The organism is Streptomyces cucumeris, from assembly GCF_024295805.1.
GTDB classification, from domain to species: domain Bacteria; phylum Actinomycetota; class Actinomycetes; order Streptomycetales; family Streptomycetaceae; genus Streptomyces; species Streptomyces cucumeris.
The window spans coordinates 219,440-241,566 of the sequence record NZ_JANCLX010000002.1; the positions used below are offsets into that span (position 1 = coordinate 219,440).

Annotated in this window: 16 protein-coding genes; 9 read left to right on the plus strand and 7 right to left on the minus strand. The window is 74.2% G+C overall.

Annotated features, from left to right (window positions below; genetic code table 11):
- Positions 1-288: 288 nt before the first annotated feature.
- From NMK44_RS03965 to NMK44_RS03980, 4 genes are all read right to left on the minus strand, one after another.
- Entirely contained in the window at positions 289-564 is a 276-nt protein-coding gene (locus NMK44_RS03965) for a hypothetical protein (RefSeq protein WP_254738223.1), read from the minus strand.
- A gap of 369 nt (positions 565-933) precedes the next feature.
- Positions 934-1,161 (minus strand): DUF3107 domain-containing protein, encoded by a 228-nt coding sequence (locus NMK44_RS03970; RefSeq protein WP_254738225.1) that lies wholly within the window; start codon positions 1,159-1,161, stop codon positions 934-936.
- Positions 1,162-1,345: 184 nt separating this feature from the next.
- Positions 1,346-1,990: a TetR/AcrR family transcriptional regulator gene (locus NMK44_RS03975; protein WP_254738227.1), complete on the minus strand. Its 645-nt coding sequence runs from the start codon at positions 1,988-1,990 to the stop codon at positions 1,346-1,348.
- 137 nt (positions 1,991-2,127) lie between these two features.
- The gene (locus NMK44_RS03980; RefSeq protein WP_254738228.1) at positions 2,128-2,352 is read right to left on the minus strand and encodes an Rv3202a family protein; all 225 of its coding nucleotides are present in this window, start codon (positions 2,350-2,352) and stop codon (positions 2,128-2,130) included.
- 132 nt (positions 2,353-2,484) lie between these two features.
- Here NMK44_RS03980 and NMK44_RS03985 point away from each other — a divergent pair, with 132 nt between their 5' ends.
- The 7 genes from NMK44_RS03985 to moeZ all read left to right on the plus strand — a co-directional run bounded on the left by NMK44_RS03985 (position 2,485) and on the right by moeZ (position 11,541).
- Complete coding sequence (locus NMK44_RS03985; RefSeq protein WP_254738229.1) at positions 2,485-3,519, plus strand: alpha/beta fold hydrolase; 1,035 nt, start codon at positions 2,485-2,487, stop codon at positions 3,517-3,519.
- A gap of 166 nt (positions 3,520-3,685) precedes the next feature.
- Positions 3,686-4,957: a DUF3152 domain-containing protein gene (locus tag NMK44_RS03990; RefSeq protein WP_302887740.1), complete on the plus strand. Its 1,272-nt coding sequence runs from the start codon at positions 3,686-3,688 to the stop codon at positions 4,955-4,957.
- 287 nt (positions 4,958-5,244) lie between these two features.
- A complete protein-coding gene (locus NMK44_RS03995) occupies positions 5,245-7,068 on the plus strand; it encodes a DUF3492 domain-containing protein (protein ID WP_254738231.1) in 1,824 nt (607 codons plus the stop codon).
- Positions 7,065-8,387, plus strand: coding sequence for a hypothetical protein (locus NMK44_RS04000; RefSeq protein ID WP_254738232.1), 1,323 nt, complete (start codon positions 7,065-7,067; stop codon positions 8,385-8,387). The genes NMK44_RS03995 and NMK44_RS04000 overlap by 4 nt, the downstream gene beginning before the upstream one ends.
- Positions 8,388-8,493: 106 nt before the next feature.
- Positions 8,494-9,519: an NAD-dependent epimerase/dehydratase gene (locus tag NMK44_RS04005; RefSeq protein WP_254738233.1), complete on the plus strand. Its 1,026-nt coding sequence runs from the start codon at positions 8,494-8,496 to the stop codon at positions 9,517-9,519.
- Positions 9,507-10,274: a spherulation-specific family 4 protein gene (locus NMK44_RS04010; protein ID WP_254738234.1), complete on the plus strand. Its 768-nt coding sequence runs from the start codon at positions 9,507-9,509 to the stop codon at positions 10,272-10,274. Before NMK44_RS04005 ends, NMK44_RS04010 begins: the two co-directional genes overlap by 13 nt.
- Positions 10,275-10,362: 88 nt before the next feature.
- Positions 10,363-11,541 (plus strand): adenylyltransferase/sulfurtransferase MoeZ, encoded by a 1,179-nt coding sequence (moeZ, locus tag NMK44_RS04015; RefSeq protein WP_254738235.1) that lies wholly within the window; start codon positions 10,363-10,365, stop codon positions 11,539-11,541.
- A gap of 94 nt (positions 11,542-11,635) precedes the next feature.
- Here the strand turns inward: moeZ and NMK44_RS04020 are convergent, their stop codons facing one another.
- From NMK44_RS04020 to NMK44_RS04030, 3 genes are all read right to left on the minus strand, one after another.
- The gene (locus tag NMK44_RS04020) at positions 11,636-13,237 is read right to left on the minus strand and encodes an alpha/beta hydrolase (RefSeq protein ID WP_254738236.1); all 1,602 of its coding nucleotides are present in this window, start codon (positions 13,235-13,237) and stop codon (positions 11,636-11,638) included.
- 112 nt (positions 13,238-13,349) lie between these two features.
- Positions 13,350-14,828: an alpha/beta hydrolase gene (locus NMK44_RS04025; protein ID WP_254738725.1), complete on the minus strand. Its 1,479-nt coding sequence runs from the start codon at positions 14,826-14,828 to the stop codon at positions 13,350-13,352.
- Positions 14,829-15,079: 251 nt separating this feature from the next.
- Positions 15,080-17,848 (minus strand): flippase-like domain-containing protein, encoded by a 2,769-nt coding sequence (locus tag NMK44_RS04030; protein WP_254738237.1) that lies wholly within the window; start codon positions 17,846-17,848, stop codon positions 15,080-15,082.
- Between the two features lie 202 nt (positions 17,849-18,050).
- On the opposite strand from NMK44_RS04030, the gene NMK44_RS04035 reads away from it, so the two are divergent.
- Positions 18,051-18,437 carry an MGMT family protein gene (locus NMK44_RS04035; protein ID WP_302887741.1) on the plus strand — a complete coding sequence of 129 codons (387 nt, stop codon included), beginning with the start codon at positions 18,051-18,053 and terminating at the stop codon, positions 18,435-18,437.
- 288 nt (positions 18,438-18,725) lie between these two features.
- Positions 18,726-22,076 (plus strand): ATP-dependent helicase, encoded by a 3,351-nt coding sequence (locus NMK44_RS04040; protein WP_254738239.1) that lies wholly within the window; start codon positions 18,726-18,728, stop codon positions 22,074-22,076.
- Positions 22,077-22,127 lie beyond the last annotated feature (51 nt).

The window sequence follows — 22,127 nt, forward strand, 5'->3', positions numbered from 1 at the left end:
GGGAGGTACCCCCTGCACCAGACGCCGCGGGCTGATCCGAGCCGATCCACAAGACACGACCTAGCGCGGATCCGGCCGGCACGGCCTGGTGCCGTGCCGGCCGGGGTGCGCACGGTGGCCGGCCGGTGCCATCGGGTCCATCGCGCTGGGCCTGCTGGGCCCGATGGCCCCCGCCTTTGCCGGGGCGGCGCTCTGCGGAGGGTCCTACCAGGGGCCGTGAGCGGGGCGATACGCGGCCGGACGCGGCACTGGCGGAGGCGGCCGGGTCCCCGGCCGCCGTGCCGCGCGTCAGGCCGTGACGGAGCGCCTGCGGCGGGAGCGGCCCGCCGGGCGGATGAGCAGCGACAGCATCGCCGCCGCGAACCCGAGCGCGACGATCAGCACCGCCGCCGAGTTGCCCGGGCCCAGCACCGTATGCGCGAGCAGGGCGCCGAAGAGCGCGCCACCGGAGCCGGTCGACAGGACCAGGGGGCGTGCGGGCAGCCTTCGGGGGCGCCAGCGGCTCGCCCCGTACGCGATGGCGAGACCGATCAGTACCGAGCCGAGCGCTTCCCAGAGGATCATGGCGCGTCCTTCCCGTGAGCGGACCGGAACCGGCGCGCGATCACGCGTCGGTCGTGCCCGTCCTACCCGTGCCCACGAGCGGGCAACCCTGCGATGCGGGAGTGTCGGGAGGAGACGGCGGAGTGCGCGTGGGAAGGGCGTGCGCGGCGCGCGGGGGGAGTTGGCCACCGGCGCGCACCACGGGGCGCCCGGAGAGCGGAACGGCGGGGGGGGGGGGGGGGGGGGGGGGGGCCCCCCCCCCCCCCCCCCCGGCCCCCCCCCCCCCCCGGGGGGCGCCCCCCCCCCCCGGGGGCCCCCGCCTGGGCGCCGGGGGGGGGGGGCGGGGGTGGGCCCCCCCCCCCCCCCCCCGCCGCCGTCATACGCGACCGCTCAGAGCGTGCCGAATCCGACCTTGCGGGTGCTCGGCTCACCGATCTCGACGTACGCGAGCCGGTCGGCCGGGACCAGGACCTTGCGGCCGTGGTCGTCCACCAGGGTCAGGAGCTGAGCCTTGCCGGCGAGCGCGTCGGCCACCAGGCGCTCGACCTCCTCGGCAGACTGCCCGCTCTCCAAGGTGATCTCGCGGGGCGCGTGCTGCACGCCGATCTTGACCTCCACGGCTTTGTCCCTCCGACGGTCAGTTGGGGTGCGCGGCCGTCCGCGCCGTACTCCGCACACATTAGCCGGGGAGGGGGACCCGCCGGGCGGCCCGGGCACACGCCTGCAGCGAACACGCCCGCTCCCGCGAACGCGCGGCGGCGCGGCCCGAGATGACCCGCGTGCCCCGGGATGACCCGATGGCTCAGTGCTGCCCGCCGTCGGCCCCGTGCAGGGGGAACCCGGCGATGCCCCGCCAGGCGAGCGAGGTCAGCAGCTGCACCGCGGTGTCCCGCGGTACCGCGCTTCCGCTGGAGAGCCAGTAGCGCGCGACGACCTGCGAGACCCCGCCGAGGCCGACGGCCAGGAGCATCGACTCGTCCTGGGACAGGCCGGTGTCCTCGGCGATCACCTCACTGATCGCCTCGGCGCACTGGAGCGAGACCCGGTCCACGCGCTCGCGCACGGCCGGCTCGTTGGTCAGGTCGGATTCGAAGACGAGGCGGAAGGCGCCGCCCTCCTCCTCGACGTACGCGAAGTACGCGTCCATGGTCGCGGCGACGCGCTGCTTGTTCTCGGTGGTCGAGGCGAGCGCTGTGCGCACCGCCTGGAGCAGTGCCTCGCAGTGCTGGTCGAGCAGGGCGAGATAGAGCTCCAGCTTGCCCGGGAAGTGCTGGTAGAGCACGGGCTTGCTGACTCCCGCGCGCTCGGCGATGTCATCCATCGCCGCCGCGTGGTAACCCTGAGCGACGAAGACCTCCTGGGCCGCCCCCAGGAGCTGATTGCGTCGGGCTCGGCGCGGCAGGCGCGTACCCCGCGGGCGCGCCTCTGTCTGCTCGATGGCTGTCACGCCGCCTCCCATTTGAATGTTCTGTGCACGATGTCCACCCGCGCCCGCCATCGTACTTTTGGGTAACCGGGCCGCGCGCGGTTCGTGCGGAGAATTTCACGGACCGGACTCTATGAAAAGCCCACCATTGCCGCTGGTCACCGGTAGTCCTCTTCGTTGACCTCGACGACCCTGGCCTGCTCCGCCCGGTCCGCCTCGTTCGCTTCGACGAGCTCGTCGGAGGGCGGCTGGTCGTCGCGGTGGGGGACCAGGTCACGGTGCTGGTCGGCGGCGTCCGCCTCGGGGGCTTCGACGTCGGACTCGGTGGAGTCGTCGTTTCCGAGGTTCTCGAAGGTCTCGGGATCGGACGGGTCGATGGACATGTACTCCCCTTCCCGGAGGCGGCTGAGCGTCCCCGTGTAGTAACGAGCCTAGGAGAGGTCACTTTCGGACGCTACGTTGTCTGTGAGGGCGAACACACGATCAGGTGCGTGATCGTCTCGTAACATTGCCGCATGTCTGCGACCGAGCCGCCGGAAGCCCGCGTGATCGCCACGGTCCCGCCCGGGCGGCCGGTGCGGGTCGGCGCCGGGGAGAAGCTGCGCACCGCCCGGCTGCCCGGCCTGACGCTGAACGTGCGCTCCCGCCCCCCGGCCGCCCCCGGGCTGCCGCCCGCGCTCTTCGTCCACGGCCTCGGCGGCTCCTCGCTGAACTGGTCCGCGCTGATGGAGGGGCTCGCCGGCCGGGTGGACGGCGAGGCGGTCGACCTCCCCGGTTTTGGTGATTCCCCGCCGCCGGACGACGGTGACTACTCGATCACCGGCCACGCCCGCGCGGTGATCCGCTTCCTCGACGCCGCCGACCGCGGTCCGGTCCATCTGGTGGGCAATTCGATGGGCGGGGCGGTCACCACCCGCGTCGCGGCGGTACGGCCCGATCTGGTGCGCACCCTCACCCTCGTCTCTCCCGCGCTGCCCGAGCTGCGGCCGCAGCGTGCGGCGCTGCCCACCGGGCTGCTCGCGATACCCGGGGTGACCCGGCTGTTCACCCGGATGACCCGGGACTGGGACGCCGAGCGGCGTACCCGCGAGGTGATGCTGCTCACCTACGGGGACCCGGGGCGGGTCGGCCCGGAGGACTTCGCGCTGGCGGTGGAGGAGTTCCAGCGCCGCCTCGACCTCCCGTACTTCTGGGACGCGCTCACGCGGTCCGCGCGCGGTGTCGTCGACTCCTACACCCTGGGCGGCCAGCACTCGTTGTGGCGACAGGCCGAGCGGGTGCTCGCGCCCACGCTCCTCGTCTACGGTATGCGCGACCAACTGGTCTCCATCCGGATGGCACAGCGGGCGAACGCCACCTTCCGTGACTCCCGGCTGTTGACGCTGTTGGACGCAGGACACGTCGCGATGATGGAGTATCCGGAAGCAGTGGCTCGCGCCATGCGCGAACTGCTCGATGACGTTGACGGACGAGAAGGCCGGGAGAGCCGGGCGGTACGCGGCGCCGTATCGGAACCCGGCACGGACGGGAGCGGTGCGGCGCGTGGGTAAACACAGCGCACGTGGCAGCAAGGAGGACCGGGGTCGCCCATCCTCCGCCGCGGGCTCCGGTTCCGGCCCCGCGTTTGTGGAACACACGGCGCCCGGCGCGGAGCCCGCGCCCGCGGCGGCCCCCGGCACCGGACGCCGGAGGCGGGGCACCCCCGGTGACCCCGCCATGACACCCCCGCAGGGCGTACCGCGGGCAGCGTTCGTCCCGCAGTCCCCGTCGGCGCGCACCCGCGGCGGCCATCCCGAACACCATGAGCCCGGCGGCGGCTGGGGCGCGCTCGGCGGGCCCCGCGCCCAGGGGCGTGCCACGGTCGTGAACGCGCCGGGGAAGATGAACCAGCCGTCCCGGCCCACGGTCTCCGGCGCGGGCGGGCTGATGCCCGGTCCCCGCAAGGAGTACCTCGACGCGTTCGAATTCTCGGGCGGTCCGGACGACGGTGACGACGTCTTCGCCGCCGGAGCGCCGGGAGCGGTGCCCGCGCCGCGCCGTGCGCAGGAAGCGGCCGGTGACGGCGCCGACGGCGGCCGGGGCGAGGAGCGCCACACCGACGACGACCCCGACGGACCACGGGACGACGATCCCGAGAACGGCGCCCGGGGCGTCGCCAAAGGCGGCAAGGGCCGGACCTTCACCGGGGTCGCCGCGGCCGCCGTCACCACCGTGCTGGCCGTCGTGGTGGCCGGACAGGTGACGAGCGGCTCGCCGGAGGACAACCGGGCGAGCGCCCAGGGCGACGCGGAGCGCGGCCGTTCCGACGCCGTCTCGCGCGGTGACGACCGGGGCGGCGCCCCGGCCGGGTCCGCCGGGGTGAAGGCGCCGCCCAAGTCCTCGCCGCAGACGTACGCGCAGAAGATGGCGGCGGTCTTCCCGCTCGACCCGAAGCTGCGCGGCTCCGGCGCGTTCCAGACCGTCGGCGGGCACGACAAGGCGCCCGGCCGGGGCGAGGTGGTGCGCTACCGCGTGGACGTGGAGAAGGGACTGCGGCTGGACGGCGAGCTGTTCGCCGAGGCCGTCCACAAGACGCTGAACGACGAGCGGAGTTGGGGGCACGGCGGCAGGTACGCCTTCGAACGGGTCTCCTCCGGGCCCGCCAAGTTCGTGATCACCCTCGCGAGCCCCGGGACCACGGCGGCCTGGTGCGCCAAGTCCGGGCTGGACACCACCGAGCTCAATGTCTCCTGTGACTCGGCCTCGACCCAGCGCGTCATGATCAACGCCTATCGGTGGGCGCAGGGCGCCAGGACCTACGGCGACGACAAGATGCACAGCTACCGGCAGATGCTGATCAACCACGAGGTCGGCCACCGGCTCGGCCACAACCACGAGGTCTGCGGCCGCGACGGCGCGCTCGCCCCGGTGATGATGCAGCAGACCAAGTTCCTGTCGACCGACGGCGCGACCTGTCGCCCCAACGCCTGGCCGTTCCCCAAGGGATAGTCCGCCCCGGCGGATTCCCCACGGAGCGGTCCGCCCCGGCGGGGAAGTCCCGCCCCGCGCCCAACCGTTCCTGCACCGGCGGTACACCGCCCGCGCCCCGGAACGGGGCCTCGGATCGCCTATAGCGCCCAACAACGCCTGAGCGCAGGGAAGGTCACGGGCGTTCACCCCTTCCGGTGGTGCGACGGACAACCGTCCGTCGCGCCTGCGTCATGCGCGCATAACGTGCTCACGCCGCACGACGGCGGCATCACGGCCGGCCCATAGGAAAGATCGGGGGTGCTCTCATGCGCGTAGGACTGCTTACGGAGGGTGGTTATCCGTATGCGACGGGTGAAGCACTGGTGTGGTGCGACCGGCTCGTCCGGGGCCTGGACCAGCATGAGTTCGAGATCTACGCGCTGAGCCGCAGCGCCCACCAGGAGGCCGCGGGCTGGACCGGACTCCCCGCCCAGGTGCGGCGGGTGCGCACCGCCGCGCTGTGGGGCGCTCCGCCCGCGCGGCGCGTCGGCCGCAGGCAGCGGCGCCGCTTCGCGGAGCACTTCGCCGAACTGGCCGCCGCCATCGCCTCTCCGGGGGCCGGGGAGCCGGGCACCGGGCATCTGGCGGACCGTTTCGCCAATGGCCTCCACGGTCTGGCCGAACTCGCCCTCGACCTCGGCGGGCTCTCCGCCGCGCTCCGCTCCGAGGACGCCGTCCGCCTGCTGGAGCGCGCCTGCCGCCTCCCCGGGGCCGCGCACGGCGCCCAGCAGGCGCGGGTCGCCGATCTGCTGACCGTCACCGAGGCGCTGGAGCGCGCGCTGCGCCCCCTGTCGCTCGACTGGTACGGGCCCTTCGGACTCGCCCGGGTCGATCTGTGCCATGCCGCCTCCGGCGGGGCGGCGGCGCTCCCGGGGCTGGTGGCCGAACGGTTCTTCGGTACACCGCTGCTGGTCACCGAGTACGGCGTCCGGCTGCGCGAGCACTACCTCGCGGACCATCCGGCCGGACCGGCGGACCCGGCGCGGTCCGGCGCCCCGCGCCCCACGCCCGTCCGCACCCTGCTCACCGCCTTCCAGGGCCGCCTGGCCGCCGAGGTCTACGCGCGGGCCGCGCTGATCACCCCCGGCAACACCCACGCCCGCCGCTGGCAGGAGCGGTGCGGTGCCGACCCCGAGCGGCTGCGCACCGTCTACCCCGGTATGGACGCCGCCCGCTTCGCGGAGGTCGGCGAGGGCGGTGAGCGCGGCGACGGCGCCGCGGGCGCCGGCGACGACGGCCGCACGCTGGTGTGGGTGGGCCGGGTCGAGCCGCCCAAGGACGTCGTCGGTCTGCTGCACGCGTTCGCGGAGGTGCGCCGCCGACGGCCGGACGCCCGGCTGCGCATCATCGAGACCCGGCGCGCGGACGCCCCCGTGGAACCGGCGGGGGAGGAGGACTACCCGGCCCGCTGCCGCGCCCTCGCCGCGCACCTCTTCCCCGACGAGGCCGTGAACGCCCACACCGTCGGCGACAACCCGGTCTCCTTCGAACGGCTCGGGGAGCCCGGGGCGCCGTCCCTGCCGGAGGCGTACGCGGCGGGCGGGGTCGTGGTGCTCTCCAGCGTGGTCGAGGGCTTTCCGGTGGGACTGGTCGAGGCGATGTTCTGCGGCCGGGCCACGGTGTCGACGGACGTCGGCGCGGTGTGCGAGGTCATCGGCGGTACCGGTCTGGTGGTGCCCCCGCGCAACCCCCGGGCGCTCGCCGAGGCATGCCTGGCGCTGCTGCGCGACCCCGCCCGCCGTGCGCGCCTGGGCGCCGCGGCACGGGCCCGCGCGCTGGAGCTGTTCACGATCGAGCAGAACGTGGCCGCCTTCCGCGGGATCTACCTGGAGCTGATGTCGCACTGCCCGGTGCGGCGCGAGGAGGTCGGCGAGGACGGCGCGCCCCTGCCGTTCGCCCTCCCGGCGGAGGCCCATATCCCGGGCCGCTGGACCGCCGGCCGCGACGGCGACGGCTCCGGCCACCGGTCCGCGGATCCCGCGCCGTCCCGCGGCGCACAGGAGCACACCCCGGGCTGGGCCGTTCCGGTGTCCCGTGAGGCGCTGGGTGTGGGCCCGGTGGCGAACCACCTGACCGAGGAGGGCGTATGACCCTGCCCCATGACCCCCTGTCGGACCAGCCCACCACCCCCACCTCCCCCGGCGGCTGGAACGATCCCTCCCGCGCCCTGATCACCCCCGACGACCCGGCGGACGCCCCCGGATCCGGGGCGCGGGCGGGCGCCGGTCGGCGGCGGCCCGCCGATCCGGTGCGGGAGCTGATGCACCGGCACCACGACCTCTGCGCCCGCGCCGTCGATCCGCTGGAGATCGCCGCCGGGCTGGAGGCCCACGGGGTGACGGACCGCACCGCCGCCCGCTTCCGGCACCGCGATGTCTTCGGCCTCGCCGAGGAGTTGTACGCCCGGGTGCCCCGCGCCGAGGAGTCCGCGGCGGCCCCCGCCCCGCGTCCCGCGCGCGGGACCTGGGCGCTGTGGCCGCTGCCCGGGGCGCTGTGCGCGGCGACCGCATGGGCCGTACTGCGGCCGGACCTCGCGCCGCCCGCCCCTCGGGCCGCCGCCGGAGCGTTCGGCACCGTCCTGGTGGCCGTCGCGCTCTGGCTGTGCCTGAGCCGGGGCCCGCTGCGGATCGCCGGACGCGGACGCGGCGGGTGGCTCGCGGACCTCGCAGGTCCGCTCTGCCTCGGCTGGCTCCTGGGCTACGCCGCCTGCGGGGACTGGCTGCTCACCGGGCTGGTCACCGGTGAGCGCGGCGCGTACGACCCCGCCCGCGCCGCCGGGACCGCCGTGGTCCTCGCGCTGGCCGTCGCGCCCGCCGCCGGATGCGCCCGCTGGTTCGCCCTCCGGGCGCGCCGGAGGCTGACGGGCAGCCGCGGGGTGGGGGAGTTCGCCACCAGGGTCCGCCCGCTGTTCGCGCTCACCGCCCTCGGCTTCCTGGCCGCGCTGGCGCCCCTGGTGCTCACCGCCCGGCTCGTCCTCCCCCGGCCGCCCGCCGGCTCCGGCCCCGGGTCCGTCACCACCGTCGAGGCGGCCGTCGCCGCGCTGGCCGCGCTGCTGTTCCTGGCCCGGCTGCTCGCCGTCCACGGCTTCCGCGGGGCGGCGGTCGGCGGGCTGGCCGCAGCCTGCGCGGTCGAGGCGGTGGTGGAGGTCACCGCGCTGGCCGCCCGGCTGCCCGGCGCCGCCCCGCTCGGCGAGCCGGTGGCACGGCTGACCGCCGCCCATGGCGCCGCCGTCGTCCCCGCGGCCGCCTGCGCCGCCGCCGCGCTCGGCCTGCTCGGATACGCCTGCGCCGTCCTGTCCCGTGCCTCGGCCCACGGTGACGCCCCCGGCGCGCCGGGCGACGGCACCTCCCGCCGCGGTCCGCACCGTGCCGACGGCACCCATCCGGCGCCCTGCGAGGCGCCCCAGTGAACCCGCCACCCCCCGTACGACCGCAGCACCCTGCCACCCTCACGAGGAGCCACCACATGAGCGACGACCTGTCCTGTCCACGCACCCGCGCGGGGAGGCGTGACCGATGAGAGTCCTGCTGCTCGGCTCCGGGGGATATCTGGGGCGCTATGTCGCGGAGCACCTGCTCGCCGACCCCGCCGTACAGCTCACCGCGCTCGGCCGGGGGGACGACGCCGATGTGCGCTTCGACCTCTCCAGCGGCAGCCCCGGCGCGCTCACCCGCTTCCTCAACGCCGTCCACCCCGGTGTGGTGATCAACTGCGCGGGCGCCACCCGCGGCGGAGCCCGGGAGCTCACCCGGCACAACACGGTGGCGGTCGCGACGGTCTGCGAGTCGCTGCGGCGCAGCGGCTGCGGTGCCCGGCTGGTGCAGATCGGCTGCTCCTCCGAGTACGGACCCTCGCAGCCCGGTTCGTCGACCGCCGAGGACGCCGTGCCGCGCCCCGGCGGCCCGTACGGGGTGAGCAAGCTGGCCGCCACCGAGCTGGTGCTGGGCTCGGGCCTGGACGCGGTGGTGCTGCGGGTGTTCTCCCCGGTGGGGCCGGGCACCCCGGCCGGGTCCCCGCTGGGCAGGCTCGCCGAGGCGATGCGCCGGGCGATGCAGTCCGGGGAGAGCGAGCTGAAGCTGAGCGGGCTCGGCGTCCAGCGGGACTTCGTGGACGTCCGGGACGTGGCGCGGGCGGTGCACGCCGCCTCGCTGTCGGCCGCCCAGGGCGTGGTCAACATCGGCACCGGCCGTGCGGTGCGGCTGCGCGAGGCGGCCGCAGTGCTGGCCCGGGTGGCGGGGTTCGGCGGCTCGCTGCACGAGATCGACGCCCCGCCCGGGCGCGGGCTGGTGCACCACGCGGCCGGCGCGGTGGCCCATGTCCCGGCCCCGGCCCACGCCGCGCACGGCCCCGGCCACCACCCCCATCCGGCGGCGGAGGGGCACCCCACCGGCGGCGCGGCCACCTTCCCCTACCCGGACGGCTGCGGAAGCTGGCAGCAGGCGGATGTGCGCACCGCCCGGGACCGGCTCGGCTGGCGCTCCAGGATCCCGCTGGAGGAGTCGCTCGCCGACATCTGGATGGAGGCGGCATGTCGCATCTGACCTCCCCGGGTCCGCTGCGCGACATCCCCGCCGCCGATCACACGCTCGGCCTGGGCGTCCCCGGCTACGCCCACCCGCTGGTGGCGCCCACCGAATGGGCGGAGCTCGCCCGGCCGGGCGCCCCGGTGGACTGGACGGTGCTCTCGGTGGGGCGAGGCCCCGGCGCCCGCCGGGATCCGCACTGCCTCACCGCGGTGGCCCGGCTGCGCGCCGCGGGTGTGCGGGTGCTGGGCCTCCTGGACGCCCGCTGCGGCACCCGCCCGTTCGGCGAGCTGGTCTCCGATGCCGACCGCTTCCTGGACTGGTACCGGGTGGACGGCTTCCTGCTGGACCGCTGCCCGGCCGACCGTCCCGGCCTGGTGGAGGTCCGCCGTACCGCCGCCACCCTGCGCGCCCTGCTCGGCGGCGGTCATCTGGTGCTGGGGCAGGGCACCCATCCGCACCCGGAGTACATGGAGGTCGCCGATCAGCTGGTGACCTTCCGCGGCGCGTGGGCGGACTATCGTTGGTCCCAGGTCGCGGAGTGGACGGCGGGGTATCCGCCCGAACGCTTCTGCCATCTGGTGCACGGCGTCCCTGGGCCGCATCTGGAGGAGGCGCTGCGGATCGCCCGCTGGCAGGGCGCGGGGACGATCTACTTCACCGACCGTACGCACCATCCGGGGCGGCGGACCTCCGCGACCACGCCCTGGGAGGCCCTGCCCGGCTACTGGGACGACATCGTCTCGCGCATCGGACCGCGTGTCATGGAATGAGATGGGGCGTGGCAGTGTTACGGGAAGAAAACCACCCCGCTCACGCGGGGGTGCATGTCCGTCTGCTCCCTCCCCTTACGGAGTCCCCGTGTCGCTGCCACCCCTGGTCGAGCCGGCTGCCGAGCTCACCGTCGACGAGGTCCGCAGGTACTCGCGCCATCTGATCATCCCCGATGTCGGGATGGACGGGCAGAAGCGGCTGAAGAACGCCAAGGTCCTCTGTGTGGGCGCGGGCGGTCTCGGCTCCCCGGCCCTGATGTACCTGGCCGCGGCCGGTGTGGGCACCCTCGGCATCGTGGAGTTCGACGAGGTCGACGAGTCCAATCTGCAGCGCCAGATCATCCACAGCCAGGCGGACATCGGCCGCTCCAAGGCCGCGTCGGCCCGGGACACGGTGCTCGGCATCAACCCGTATGTGAACGTCGTCCTCCACGAGGAGCGCCTCGAGGCGGACAACGTGATGGAGATGTTCGCCCAGTACGACCTGATCGTGGACGGCACGGACAACTTCGCCACCCGCTATCTGGTCAATGACGCGTGCGTGCTGCTGAACAAGCCGTACGTCTGGGGTTCGATCTACCGCTTCGACGGTCAGGCGTCGGTCTTCTGGTCCGAGCACGGTCCCTGCTACCGCTGCCTGTACCCGGAGCCCCCGCCGCCGGGCATGGTCCCGTCCTGCGCCGAGGGCGGTGTGCTCGGTGTGCTCTGCGCGTCGATCGGCTCGATCCAGGTCAACGAGGCGATCAAGCTGCTCGCCGGTATCGGCGACCCGCTGGTCGGCCGACTGATGATCTACGACGCCCTGGAGATGACCTACCGCCAGGTCAAGGTCCGCAAGGACCCCGACTGCGCGGTCTGCGGGCCGAACGCGACGGTCACCGAGCTGATCGACTACGAGGCGTTCTGCGGTGTCGTCTCGGAGGAGGCCCAGGAGGCCGCCGCCGGGTCCACCATCACGCCCAAGCAGCTCAAGGAGTGGATCGACGACGGCGAGAACATCGACATCATCGATGTCCGCGAGCCGAACGAGTACGAGATCGTCTCCATCCCCGGCGCCCGGCTGATCCCGAAGAACGAGTTCCTGATGGGCGGCGCCCTCCAGGAGCTGCCGCAGGACAAGAAGATCGTCCTGCACTGCAAGACGGGTGTCCGGTCCGCGGAGGTCCTGGCCGTGCTGAAGTCCGCGGGCTTCGCGGACGCCGTGCACGTGGGCGGCGGTGTGATCGGCTGGGTCCACCAGATCGAGCCCGAGAAGCCCGTCTACTGAGGCTGACGTCCGCACCGGGCCGACCCCGGAACCCCGGACGGAGACGCGCGCGGGGCCCGGACCGATATCGGTCCGGGCCCCGCGGTGTGTCCGGCTAGGAACAGGTGGTGCCGTCCGAGGGCACCTTCCCGTCCAGCAGATAGGCGTTCACGGTCCTGGTCATACAGGCGTTGCCGCTGTTGTACGCACCGTGGCCCTGGCCCTTGTAGGTGACCTCGACCCCCACGCCCGGACCGAGTTCCCCGGCCATCTTGCGCGCCCCCGCGTACGGGGTCGCCGGGTCACCGGTGTTGCCGACCACCAGGATCGGCGCCGAGCCCTTGGCGTTCACCTCCGGGCTGTCGGTGGTCCCGTCCACCGGCCATTCGGTGCAGCCGAGCATGCCCCAGGCCAGGTACTCGCCGAAGACCGGCGACGCCTCGCGGAACCGGGGCAGTTGGGCCTTCACATCCTCGACGGTGTAACGCTGCTTGTCGTCCACGCAGTTGACGGCCATATTGGCGGCGCTGATGTTGCTGTAGCGGCCCTTCTCGTCCCGGCCGGCGAGTGAATCCGACATCGCCAGCAGCATGTTGCCCTTGCCGAAGTGCATCGCTTCCTGGAGGCCGAGCGTCAGATACCGCCAGCTCTCCCGGTCGTACAGCGCGGCGGCGATCCCGCTCAGGGCGCCGTCCTGGGTGAGCTTGCGGCCGCTCTGGGTGGACAGCGGCTTCTTGTCCAGCTTCTTCAGGAACGCGGCGATCTTTGCGTCGCCCGCCTCGGCGTCACTGCCGGTCGGACAGCCGATGCCCTTCTTGGCGCAGTCCTTCAGGTAGTTGTCCAGCGCGAGCTGGAACCCCTTGGCCTGACCGTAGGCGCCCTCCTCGGGGTCCTCGGTCGGGTCGACGACGGCGTCGAGCACCGCGCGTCCCACGTTCCGGGGGAAGAGATGGGCGTAGACACCGCCGAGTTCGGTGCCGTACGAGATGCCGAAGTACGAGAGCTTGCGGTCACCGAGCACCTGCCGCATGAGGTCCATGTCACGGGCGGCGCTGACGGTGTCCACATGGGGCAGGACCCGGCCGGACTTCTTCTCGCAGGCGGCGGCGTACTTCCGGGAGTCCGCCGTGGCGGCCTTGATCTCGTCCTCGTCGTCCGGGGTGCCGTCGACGGCGTCGGCCGCGTCCATCTCCTTGTCGCTCAGACAAGTCACGCCCGCGCTCTCCCCGACCCCGCGCGGATCGAAGCTCACCAGATCGTAGCGGGTGCGCAGCTTGGCGTAGTCGTCGGCGAAGCCGGGCAGCGAGGAGACCCCGGAGCCGCCGGGGCCACCGAAGTTGAACATCAGGGAGCCGATCCGGCGGTCCTCGTCGGTGGCCCCGGCCCGGATCATGGCGAGATCGATCGTCTCGCCCTTCGGCTTCGCGTAGTCCAGCGGAGCCTTGAGCGTGGCGCATTCCCAGTCGTTCCCCGGTGCCGCGCCGGTGCCCTGGATCGGCGACGGTGCGGGGCAGGACTTCCACCGCAGCTTCTGGCCGGTGAGCGAGTCCGGCAGGGAGCTGTCCGTCGCGGCGGGGGCCGGGGCGGACGGTCTGGACTGCCCCTTGCCCTGGTCCTTTCCGCCGTCGTCATCGCAGCCGACGACGGCGGTGAGAGCGACCACGACGGTCGCGGAGACCAGTGCCCTGGTCCGTATGGTGCGTAGGGAACTCGACATACCCGGTGATCCTAGGAGGAGGGTCCGAACGGGAGTGTGCGTACTCCTTCTCAATACCGTCACGGTTGGCGCCGCCGGAGTCATGAGGCTCCCTAGATCCCAACGACACGGCCTAGGTGCAGACCTTGCCCTTCGGCGGCACCTTGCCCTGGAGGAGATAGGCGTTGGCGATCCGCTGGACACAGCCGCTGCCACTGTCGTACGCGCCGTGGCCCTGTCCCTTGTAGGTGAGTTCGACACCGACACCGGGGCCGAGCTCCTGCGCCATCTTCCGCGCACCGGAGTAGGGCGTCGCCGGGTCACCGGTGTTGCCGACGACGAGGATGGGGGCGGAACCGTGCGCGCTGACATCGGGTGTGGTCCAGGTGCCGGGCACCGGCCAGCCGGTGCACTGGGTGAGGCTCCAGGCCATGAAGTCGCCGAAGACCGGGGACGCCTTGCGGAAGGTGGGCAGTTTCCGCTCGATGTCGCCGACCGTGTAGCGCTGTTTGAAGTCGGCGCAGGTGATGGCGGTCAGGGACGCCTGGAGAGTGCTGTAGTCACCGTCCTGGTCACGTCCGTTCATGGCGTCGCCCAGGGCCATCAGGATCCGGCCGTCGCCCTGCCGGGCGGCGTCCAGCCCCTGGGTGAGGTACTGCCAGAACTGCTCGGAGTACAGGGACTGCGCGATCCCGCCCGCGGCCAGCGACTCGGTGAGTTTCCGTCCGTCACCGGCCGGGAGCGGCCGGGTGTCCAGCCGTTTGAGGAAGGTGCGGATCTGCGCCGCGGTGGGACAGCTCGCGGGTGCGACCATGCCGCCGCCCTTGTCGCAGTCCTTCACATAGTTGTTCAGCGCGAGCTGGAACCCCTTGGCCTGGCCGAGCGCTCCCTGCTCCGGGGTCTGCGCCGGGTCCACCACCCCGTCGAAGAGCGCGCGTCCGACGTTCCGGGGGTACAGATGGGCGTAGACGCCGCCCAGTTCGGTGCCGTACGAGATCCCGAAGTAGTAGAGCTTGCGGTCGCCGAGGACCCGGCGCATCAGGTCCATGTCGCGGGCGGCGTTGGTGGTGCCGACATAGGGCAGCACCTTCCCGGAGTTCTTCTCGCACGCGGCGGCGTACCGCTTGACCCGGCGGACCAGACCCTTCACCTCGGCGGCGGTGTCCGGGGTGGGGTCGGCGGCGTAGTAGGAGTCGAGCTGCTCATCGCTGAGGCAGTGCACCCCGCTGCTGCGGCCGACCCCGCGCGGATCGAAGCTCACCAGGTCGTAGCGGGTGCGCAGTTGGCGGTAGCTGTCGGCGAGCGCCGGGAGGGTGGCGACGCCGGAGCCGCCGGGGCCGCCGAAGTTGAAGATGAGCGAACCGATCCGGTGGCGGCGGTCGGTGGCCTTGGCGCGGATCATGGCGATGCCGATGGTGTCGCCGTCCGGATCGCGGTAGTCCAGCGGGGCGTGGAGCGTCGCGCACTCCCATTCCTTGCCGGGGGCCTTGGTGGCACTGCCGTCCTGACTGTCCGAGGGGGTCGGACAGGGTGCCCAGTCCAGCTTCTGGGCGGCGGAGGTGTCCGGCCGGTCCCCGCCGTCCCCGCCGCATCCGGCCGGGAGGGCGGTCATCAGCAGGACGGCGGCGGACAGCGCACCGGTGCGCAGAGGTCGGGACACGGCGGCTCTCCCGGGGGTGGGCGGCGTACCGCCATCCTCGGGCGGCCCGCGCCGGGCCGCGCGCACAGCGCGGACGGACGGGTGAGCGGGGCCGGCGGTGGGGGCCGTACGGAGGCGTTCCGGCGCGCGGGCTCCGGGCCGCGGTGGTACGGGGCGCTACGGGCCCTGTCGGGCGGCCATGGGAGCGGGCCCCGCGACGGCCCCTACAGCGCCTCTTTACGGGTGAGGTGGGTGAAGGCCAGCCAGCCCGGCAGCACCGGCAGCCAGAAGACCATCAGCCGGAAGAGCAGCACCGCGGGCGCCGCGGTCTCGTACGGCAGCCCGGCGAAGGTCAGACCGGCGATCAGCGCGGCCTCGACCGCGCCGACACCGCCGGGGGTGGGGGCCGCCGAGCCCAGCGCGTTGCCCGCGAGGAAGACGACCGCGATGCTCGCGTAGCTCAGGTCACCGCCGAACGCCCGGATCGACGCGTCGAGGCACAGCACGTTGGCGACGGTCAGCAGCAGCATGCCGCCGATGCCCGCGAGCAGCTTCCTGGGCCGCTGGAGCACGTCCAGCATGCGCGGGACGACACCGGCGAACAGGGACCGCACCCGGGTGGAGACGAACTTCCGCAGGACGGGGACCGCGGTCACCACCAGGACCAGCACCGCGGCCGTCAGCAGCCCGGCGATCACGCTCCGGGACGGTGAGAGGGTCGGGGTGCGCTCGGTCCCGGTGATGTAGCCGAAGGTCAGCAGCAGCACGATATGGCTGGCCAGTCCGAAGAGCTGGGAGGCCCCGACACTGGCCACCGCGAGGCCCGGCCGCACCCCCGCGCGCTGGAGGAACCGGGTGTTCAGGGCGACGCCGCCGACCGCCGCGGGGGCCACCAGCTTCACGAACGAGGCGGCCACCTGCGCCAGCACCGTCCGCCCGAAGGGCACCTTCTCGGGCACGAAGCCCAGCAGGCTCATGGCCGCGGCCACATAGGTCAGCGCGGAGAAGACGAGCGCGAAGAGCACCCAGATCCAGTTGGCCTCGCCGACCACGGCGCCCAGCTTGATGTGGGTGAACTGGGAGAGCAGGAAGTACGCGGCGAAGGCGCCCGCGCAGAAGCTGACCAGGGTGCGCGGTTTGATGCGCTCCAGCCGGACCGGCACTATGGGCGCCTGCGGCCGGACCAGCAGCACCTGCTGACGGATCTGGGCGAGCAGATCCTCCTCGCGGGCGTCCTCCAGGGCCTCTTCGATCGCCCGCTTCTCCGCCTGCTTCTCGGCCCGCTGGGTCTTGCGGTCGCTGATGGCCGCCTGGGGCTCGTCGGCCCCGCGCGCCTCCTTGGCCTCCTTGGCCGTGCGCGACGCCTCCAGCACCGCTTCCCGCTGTCGCTGGGCGCGCTCCCGGGCAAGCTGGCGCAGGGTCGCGCGGCTGCCGCGGCCCAGGGCCAGCGGCTGGAGCAGCGGAAGGCTGTCGGCGACCGCGTCCGGGCCGAGGACCGCGACCGCAGCCGCCACCGAGCGCTCGGCGCCGACCCGCAGCCCGAGGGTGGTGAGCAACTGGGCGACGTCCATCCGCAGCACCAGGTCACCGGCGGCGATCTCGCCGCCCCGCAGATCGGTGAGGATCACCCGGCCGTCGCGGTCGACCAGGAGGGCGTCGCTGTCCAGCCGCCGGTGGGCGATCCGCCGTGACTGGAGCGCCTGGACCTGGTGCCAGGCCCCGGCCAGCAGTTCGTCGGTGAGCTCCTCGTCCGGCAGGGCGTGCAGCGGACGGCCGCCGATGTGCTCGTAGACCAGCATCACCGCGTCCGGGCCCAGCTCGGAGGTGGCGATCAGCTTGGGCGCGTTGGCACCCGCGGCGATGGCCGCGTATGCGAGCAGCGCCTCCTGCTCCAGCGCCTGGCGCAGCGACTGGAGGCTGCGCGGCGGGGCGATGGTGCGCAGCGTCAGCCGCTGCCAGACGCTGTAGAAGAACCCCTGGGCCTGCTGTTCGCGGTCGACCACGGTGACGTCCAGGGGCGGACCGTCCTCCAGGGTGACCAGATAGCGGCGGCCGCGGTCCCCGTGGTTGCCCTGGTCGCCCTCCGTGGGCTCCTCCGCGCGCATCGCGCTGACCGGGTTGAAGCCGACGCGGCGCAGCCCGGCGAGGAGGTTCTGCCCGGTGGGGCGGACATTGGGCGAGCCGACGGCGTAGAGCGTGCCGTAGGCGACGGTCCAGCCGATCAGCACCGTCACGATGATCGAGAACGGGGTGGTGTAGCCGCCGACGAGCACCGCGAACGCGTCGAGCAGCAGCACGCACCACATGGCCACCCGCCAGCGCGGGCGCCGTGCCATCCCGACGGCCGTCATATAGGCGATGACGGGCGCGAGATAGCCGTGGACGGGATCGCTGAACGTGCCGCCGGGGGCGGGCTGGGTGAGCGCCTCCCGGATCGACTCCGGTGCGCCGTCCGCGACCCACAGGTCCGTGGTGAGGGACACCCCGTGGGCGAGCACCGCGGCCAGGACGCCGTCCGCGATCCGCAGCCCGTCCCGTTTGATCAGCCGCTCGACGGCGAAGGCCACCGGGAGGACGAGGACGGCGACGCTCGCCGTGAGCCCTGCGAAGTCGATCAGCAGCGGGGGCGCCTGGTCGGCGCCGTGGCCGATGTCCTTCTCCAGACCCGCGGTGGTGCCGTGCGCGAAGGCCGCGATGGCCAGGACGACGGCCATGCCCAGCACACCGAGCAGCAGCCGCATGAGGTCGGAGGGGCGGTGGACCCGCGCCGGCAGCAACGGCTCGTCCCCGGAGACCCGGTCGACATGCGGCTCGCCGCCGTCGCCGCCGCCCCGCGGGCCGTCGGAGCCGGGGTCCGGCTCCTGGCCGCGGCCGTCGTGGTGCTCGGGGGTGCCGGACGAGGCGTCGGGACGCGACAACGCCTCAGGGGTGCGGGCCTCCTCCTCCGGAGGCTGCGCACCCTGCTTCGCCGTCTCTTCTTGATCTCGTATCACCAGTCACCGCCCGGAAGATGGTGGCATGCCCGGGAGGCGGATGAGGGCATCAGGGTGCATTTCGGGGGCGTGAACCTCGGATCGTACGCCGTGTACAGGATTCCCGCACGCTCGGTGATCACACCGGGGATGGGCGATACGGCCGGAAACGGACGGCCGCGGGCCCGGGGGAGTGTCGGTGGGGTGCGGCAGGATGGGTCCGATGAGCCGGGAGAACGAGGAACCGGGCGGCGAGGAGCTGCCCGAGTACGCGGAGCGGGTGCTGGAGGTCGCCGAGCTGATCCCGCCTGGCCGGGTGATGACCTACGGGGACATCGCCGAATGGCTGGGCGAGGGCGGACCGCGCCAGGTCGGCCGGGTGATGGCGCTCTACGGGGGCGCCGTGCCGTGGTGGCGGGTGGTCCGCGCGGACGGCGCGCTGCTCCCGGGCCATGAGCTGCGTGCGCTCGGTCACTACCGTGAGGAGGGCACCCCGCTGCGGGAGGCCCCGCGCTCGGCGGAGGGCCATCTGCCCCGGCTCGATCTGCGCGCGGCCCGCTGGGACGGCCGGCGGGCCGACGGCGGAGCGGCCCCGCCGGGACCGGAGTAGCAGCGCGGTCGACGGGAGTGGCAGCGCGGTCCGGGGCGTTTCTCCGGCCCCGAGCAGCGTCCCGAGCAGCGCCCCGGACCGCGGCGCGGACCGTCCGTGACGTCACGGCGCGCGCCCCGTCCGGACGCGCGTCCGGCGCGCGCGTGCGCCGCCCGCGCACCGCAGGACACCCGCCATCGACGCCGTCCCGGCGGGCGCGTGGGGTTGTCCACAGCCTTCCCCGTGACCTTCCGCGGCACATGAGAGGCTGTCCCGCACCCAGCCAACCCACCAGGACCGGCGATCCACGTGAGCTCCTCCTCCTCGTCCCTCCCGCGACAGCGGCAGGCGCGGCAGCCTTCCTCACGGCCGCCGTCCCCGGGCAGGTACCGGCTGGTCCGTCACCGGCCGGAGTCCGTCGCCCCGCCTGTCCTGGACGCACATCAGCGCGCCGTGGTCCGTCACCCGGAGGGTCCGCTGCTCGTCCTCGCCGGACCGGGCACCGGGAAGACCACGACGCTCGTGGAGGCGGTGGCCCGCCGGACGCGGGAGGGCGCGGACCCGGAGCGGATCCTCGTCCTCACCTTCAGCCGCAAGGCCGCCGTCGAGCTGCGCGACCGGATGGCCGCGCGCATGGGCGGCGCCACCGCCCCGCAGGCCACCACCTTCCACTCGTTCTGCTACGCCCTGGTCCGCGCCCACCAGGACGCCGATCTGTTCGCCGATCCGCTGCGGCTGCTGTCCGGACCCGAACAGGACGTGGCCGTCCGGGAGCTGCTCGCGGGCCAGGCCGAGCTGGCGCGCGAGGGGCGGGCGTCCGCCCGCTGGCCCGATGAGCTGCGCGCCTGTCTGACCACCCGCGGCTTCGCGGACGAGGTGCGCGCCGTGCTCGCGCGCAGCCGGGAGCTGGGCCTCGGACCGCGTGCCCTGGGGGACTTCGCGGCGCGCACCGGCCGCCCCGACTGGGGCGCCGCGGCGGACTTCCTCGCCGAGTACCTGGACGTGCTGGACGCCCAGGGGGTGCTGGACTACGCCGAGCTGGTGCACCGCGCGGTGCTGCTGGCCGAGCGGCCGGACGTCGCGGCCGGACTGGCGGCGCGCTACGACGCGGTGTTCGTCGACGAGTACCAGGACACCGACGCCGCCCAGGGGCGGCTGCTGCGCGCGCTCGCGGGCGTCCACGGGGGCGGGCGCACCGCGGCGTCCCGGCGGGCACCCCGGATGGCGCGCGGGCGCACCCTCGTCGCGTTCGGCGACCCCGACCAGTCCATCTATGCGTTCCGCGGCGCCGACGTGGGCGGCATCCTCGGGTTCCCGGACGCCTTCCGGCGGCCGGACGGCAGACCCGCGGACGTGGCGGTGCTCACCACCTCCCGCCGCTCCGGGGCCCGCCTCCTGGCGGCCACCCGGCTGATCGCCCGCCGGATGCCGCTCACCCGGCTGCCCGCCGACGCGGTGCGCGCCCACCGGGAGCCGACCGCGGCCCGCGACGGCGGCCAGGTCGAGGCGTACACCTATCCCACCGCGGGCGCCGAGCTCGACAACGTGGCCGACATCCTGCGCCGCGCCCACCTCGAGGACGGTGTGCCGTGGAGTGAGATGGCCGTCCTGGTGCGCGCCGGAGGGCGCTCGCTCCCCGGTGTGCGCCGTGCCCTCACCTCCGCCGGGGTCCCGGTCGAGGTGGACGGCGATGACATCCCGCTGCGCCATGAACCCGCGGTGGCCCCGCTGCTGACCGCGCTGCGGGCCACCGCCACGGCCGCGCTGCCGGAGGCGGGCGGACTCACCGCGTCCCTCGACGTGGAGACCGCGCTCACCCTGCTGGCGTCGCCGCTGGGCGGGATGGACGCCGCCGATCTGCGCCGGCTGGGCCGGGCGCTGCGCGAGGAGGAGCGGACCGCGGGCAAGGCGGTGCCGCGTCCCTCGGACACCCTGCTGGCCGAGGCGCTCGCCGAGCCCGGACGACTGGCCGTCCACGACCCCGCGTATGCGCGCGGCGCCCAGCAGCTGGGGCGGCTGCTGCACTCCGCGCGGGAGGCGCTGGCCCGGGGCGGCACCGCGGAGGAGGCGCTGTGGCGGCTGTGGGACGGCACCTCCTGGCCCGGCCGGCTGGAGCGCGCCGCCCAGCGCGGCGGTGCCGCCGGGCGGAACGCGGACCGCGACCTGGACGCGGTGTGCGCGCTGTTCGAGACCGCCGCGCGCGCGGAGCGCACCGGCGGCCGGGGCGCCCTCAACTTCCTGGAGGAGATCGACGCCCAGGACATCGCCGCCGACACCCTCTCGCGCCGGATGGCCCGCCCCGACGCCGTACGGCTGATGACCGCCCACCGCTCCAAGGGCCTGGAGTGGCGGCTGGTGGTCGTGGCGGGCGTCCAGGAGGGGCTGTGGCCCGATCTGCGGCGCCGCGGTTCGCTCCTGGAGGCGGACCGGATCGGCCGCGACGGCCTGGCCGAGCCGCTGCCGCCGGGCGCGCTGCTCGCCGAGGAGCGACGGCTGTTCTACGTGGCGGCCACCCGGGCCCGGGACCGGCTGGTGGTCACCGCCGTCAAGGCCGCCTCCGACGACGGGGACCAGCCCTCCCGCTTCCTGGCCGAACTCGGCGTCACCCCCGTGGATGTCACGCAGCGTCCGCGCCGTCCGCTGTCGGTGGCCGCGCTCGTCGCCGAGCTGCGCGCCGTCACCGTCGATCCGGAGGCCCCCGGGACGCTGCGGGACGCCGCCGCGCGGCGGCTGGCGCGGCTGGCCGCGCTGCGCGACGAGGAGGGCCAGCCGCTCGTCCCGGCGGCCCACCCCTACCGCTGGTGGGGGCTGTACGAGCCGACGCACAGCGAGGTCCCGCTGCGTGACCGGGACCGGCCGGTGGCGCTCTCCGGCAGCGCGCTCGACCAGCTCGTCAACACCTGTTCGCTCCAGTGGTTCCTGGGGCGCGAGGTCAAGGCGGACGCGCCCTCGACCGCCGCCCAGGGCTTCGGGAACGTCGTCCACGTCCTGGCCGACGAGGTCGCCTCCGGCCGCACCCCGGCCGATCTCGCCGTCCTGATGGAGCGGCTGGACTCGGTCTGGGACGCGCTGTCCTTCGACGCCCCCTGGAAGTCACGGCAGGAGAAGGAGAACGCGCGGGCCGCGCTGGAGCGGTTCCTGCGCTGGCATGTGATGGAGCGCGGCGGCCGGACGCCGGTCGCCTCCGAGCACGGCTTCGACGTCACCCTGGAGGCGGACGCCTACCAGGTGCGCATCCGCGGCAGCATGGACCGTGTCGAGGCGGACACCGAGGGCCGGGCGTACGTCGTGGACTTCAAGACCGGGAAGCAGCCGGTGACGCGCGGCGCGGTGGAGCGCCACCCCCAGCTCGCGGTCTATCAGCTTGCGGTGCGCGAGGGCGCCGTCGACGGCCTGTTCGGCGACGACCGTCCCGAGCCGGGCGGCGCGGAGCTGGTCCAGCTCCGCCAGGGCGCGGCCAGGAAGGAGGGCGGTGAGAGCGTCCCCAAGGTGCAGGCGCAGGAGCCGCCGGACGGGGAGTGGGTGGGCGACCTGCTCGCCACCGCGGCCGGACGGGTGCTGGACGAGCGGTTCGCGCCGAGCGCGGGCGAGCACTGCAACCGCTGTTCCTTCCGCGCCTCGTGCAGCGCCCGCGCCGAGGGACGGCACGTGGTGGACTGAGCGCCGCCGTGGCCCGGCTCACACGGTCCGCGGTGCCTGACCCGGGATTCC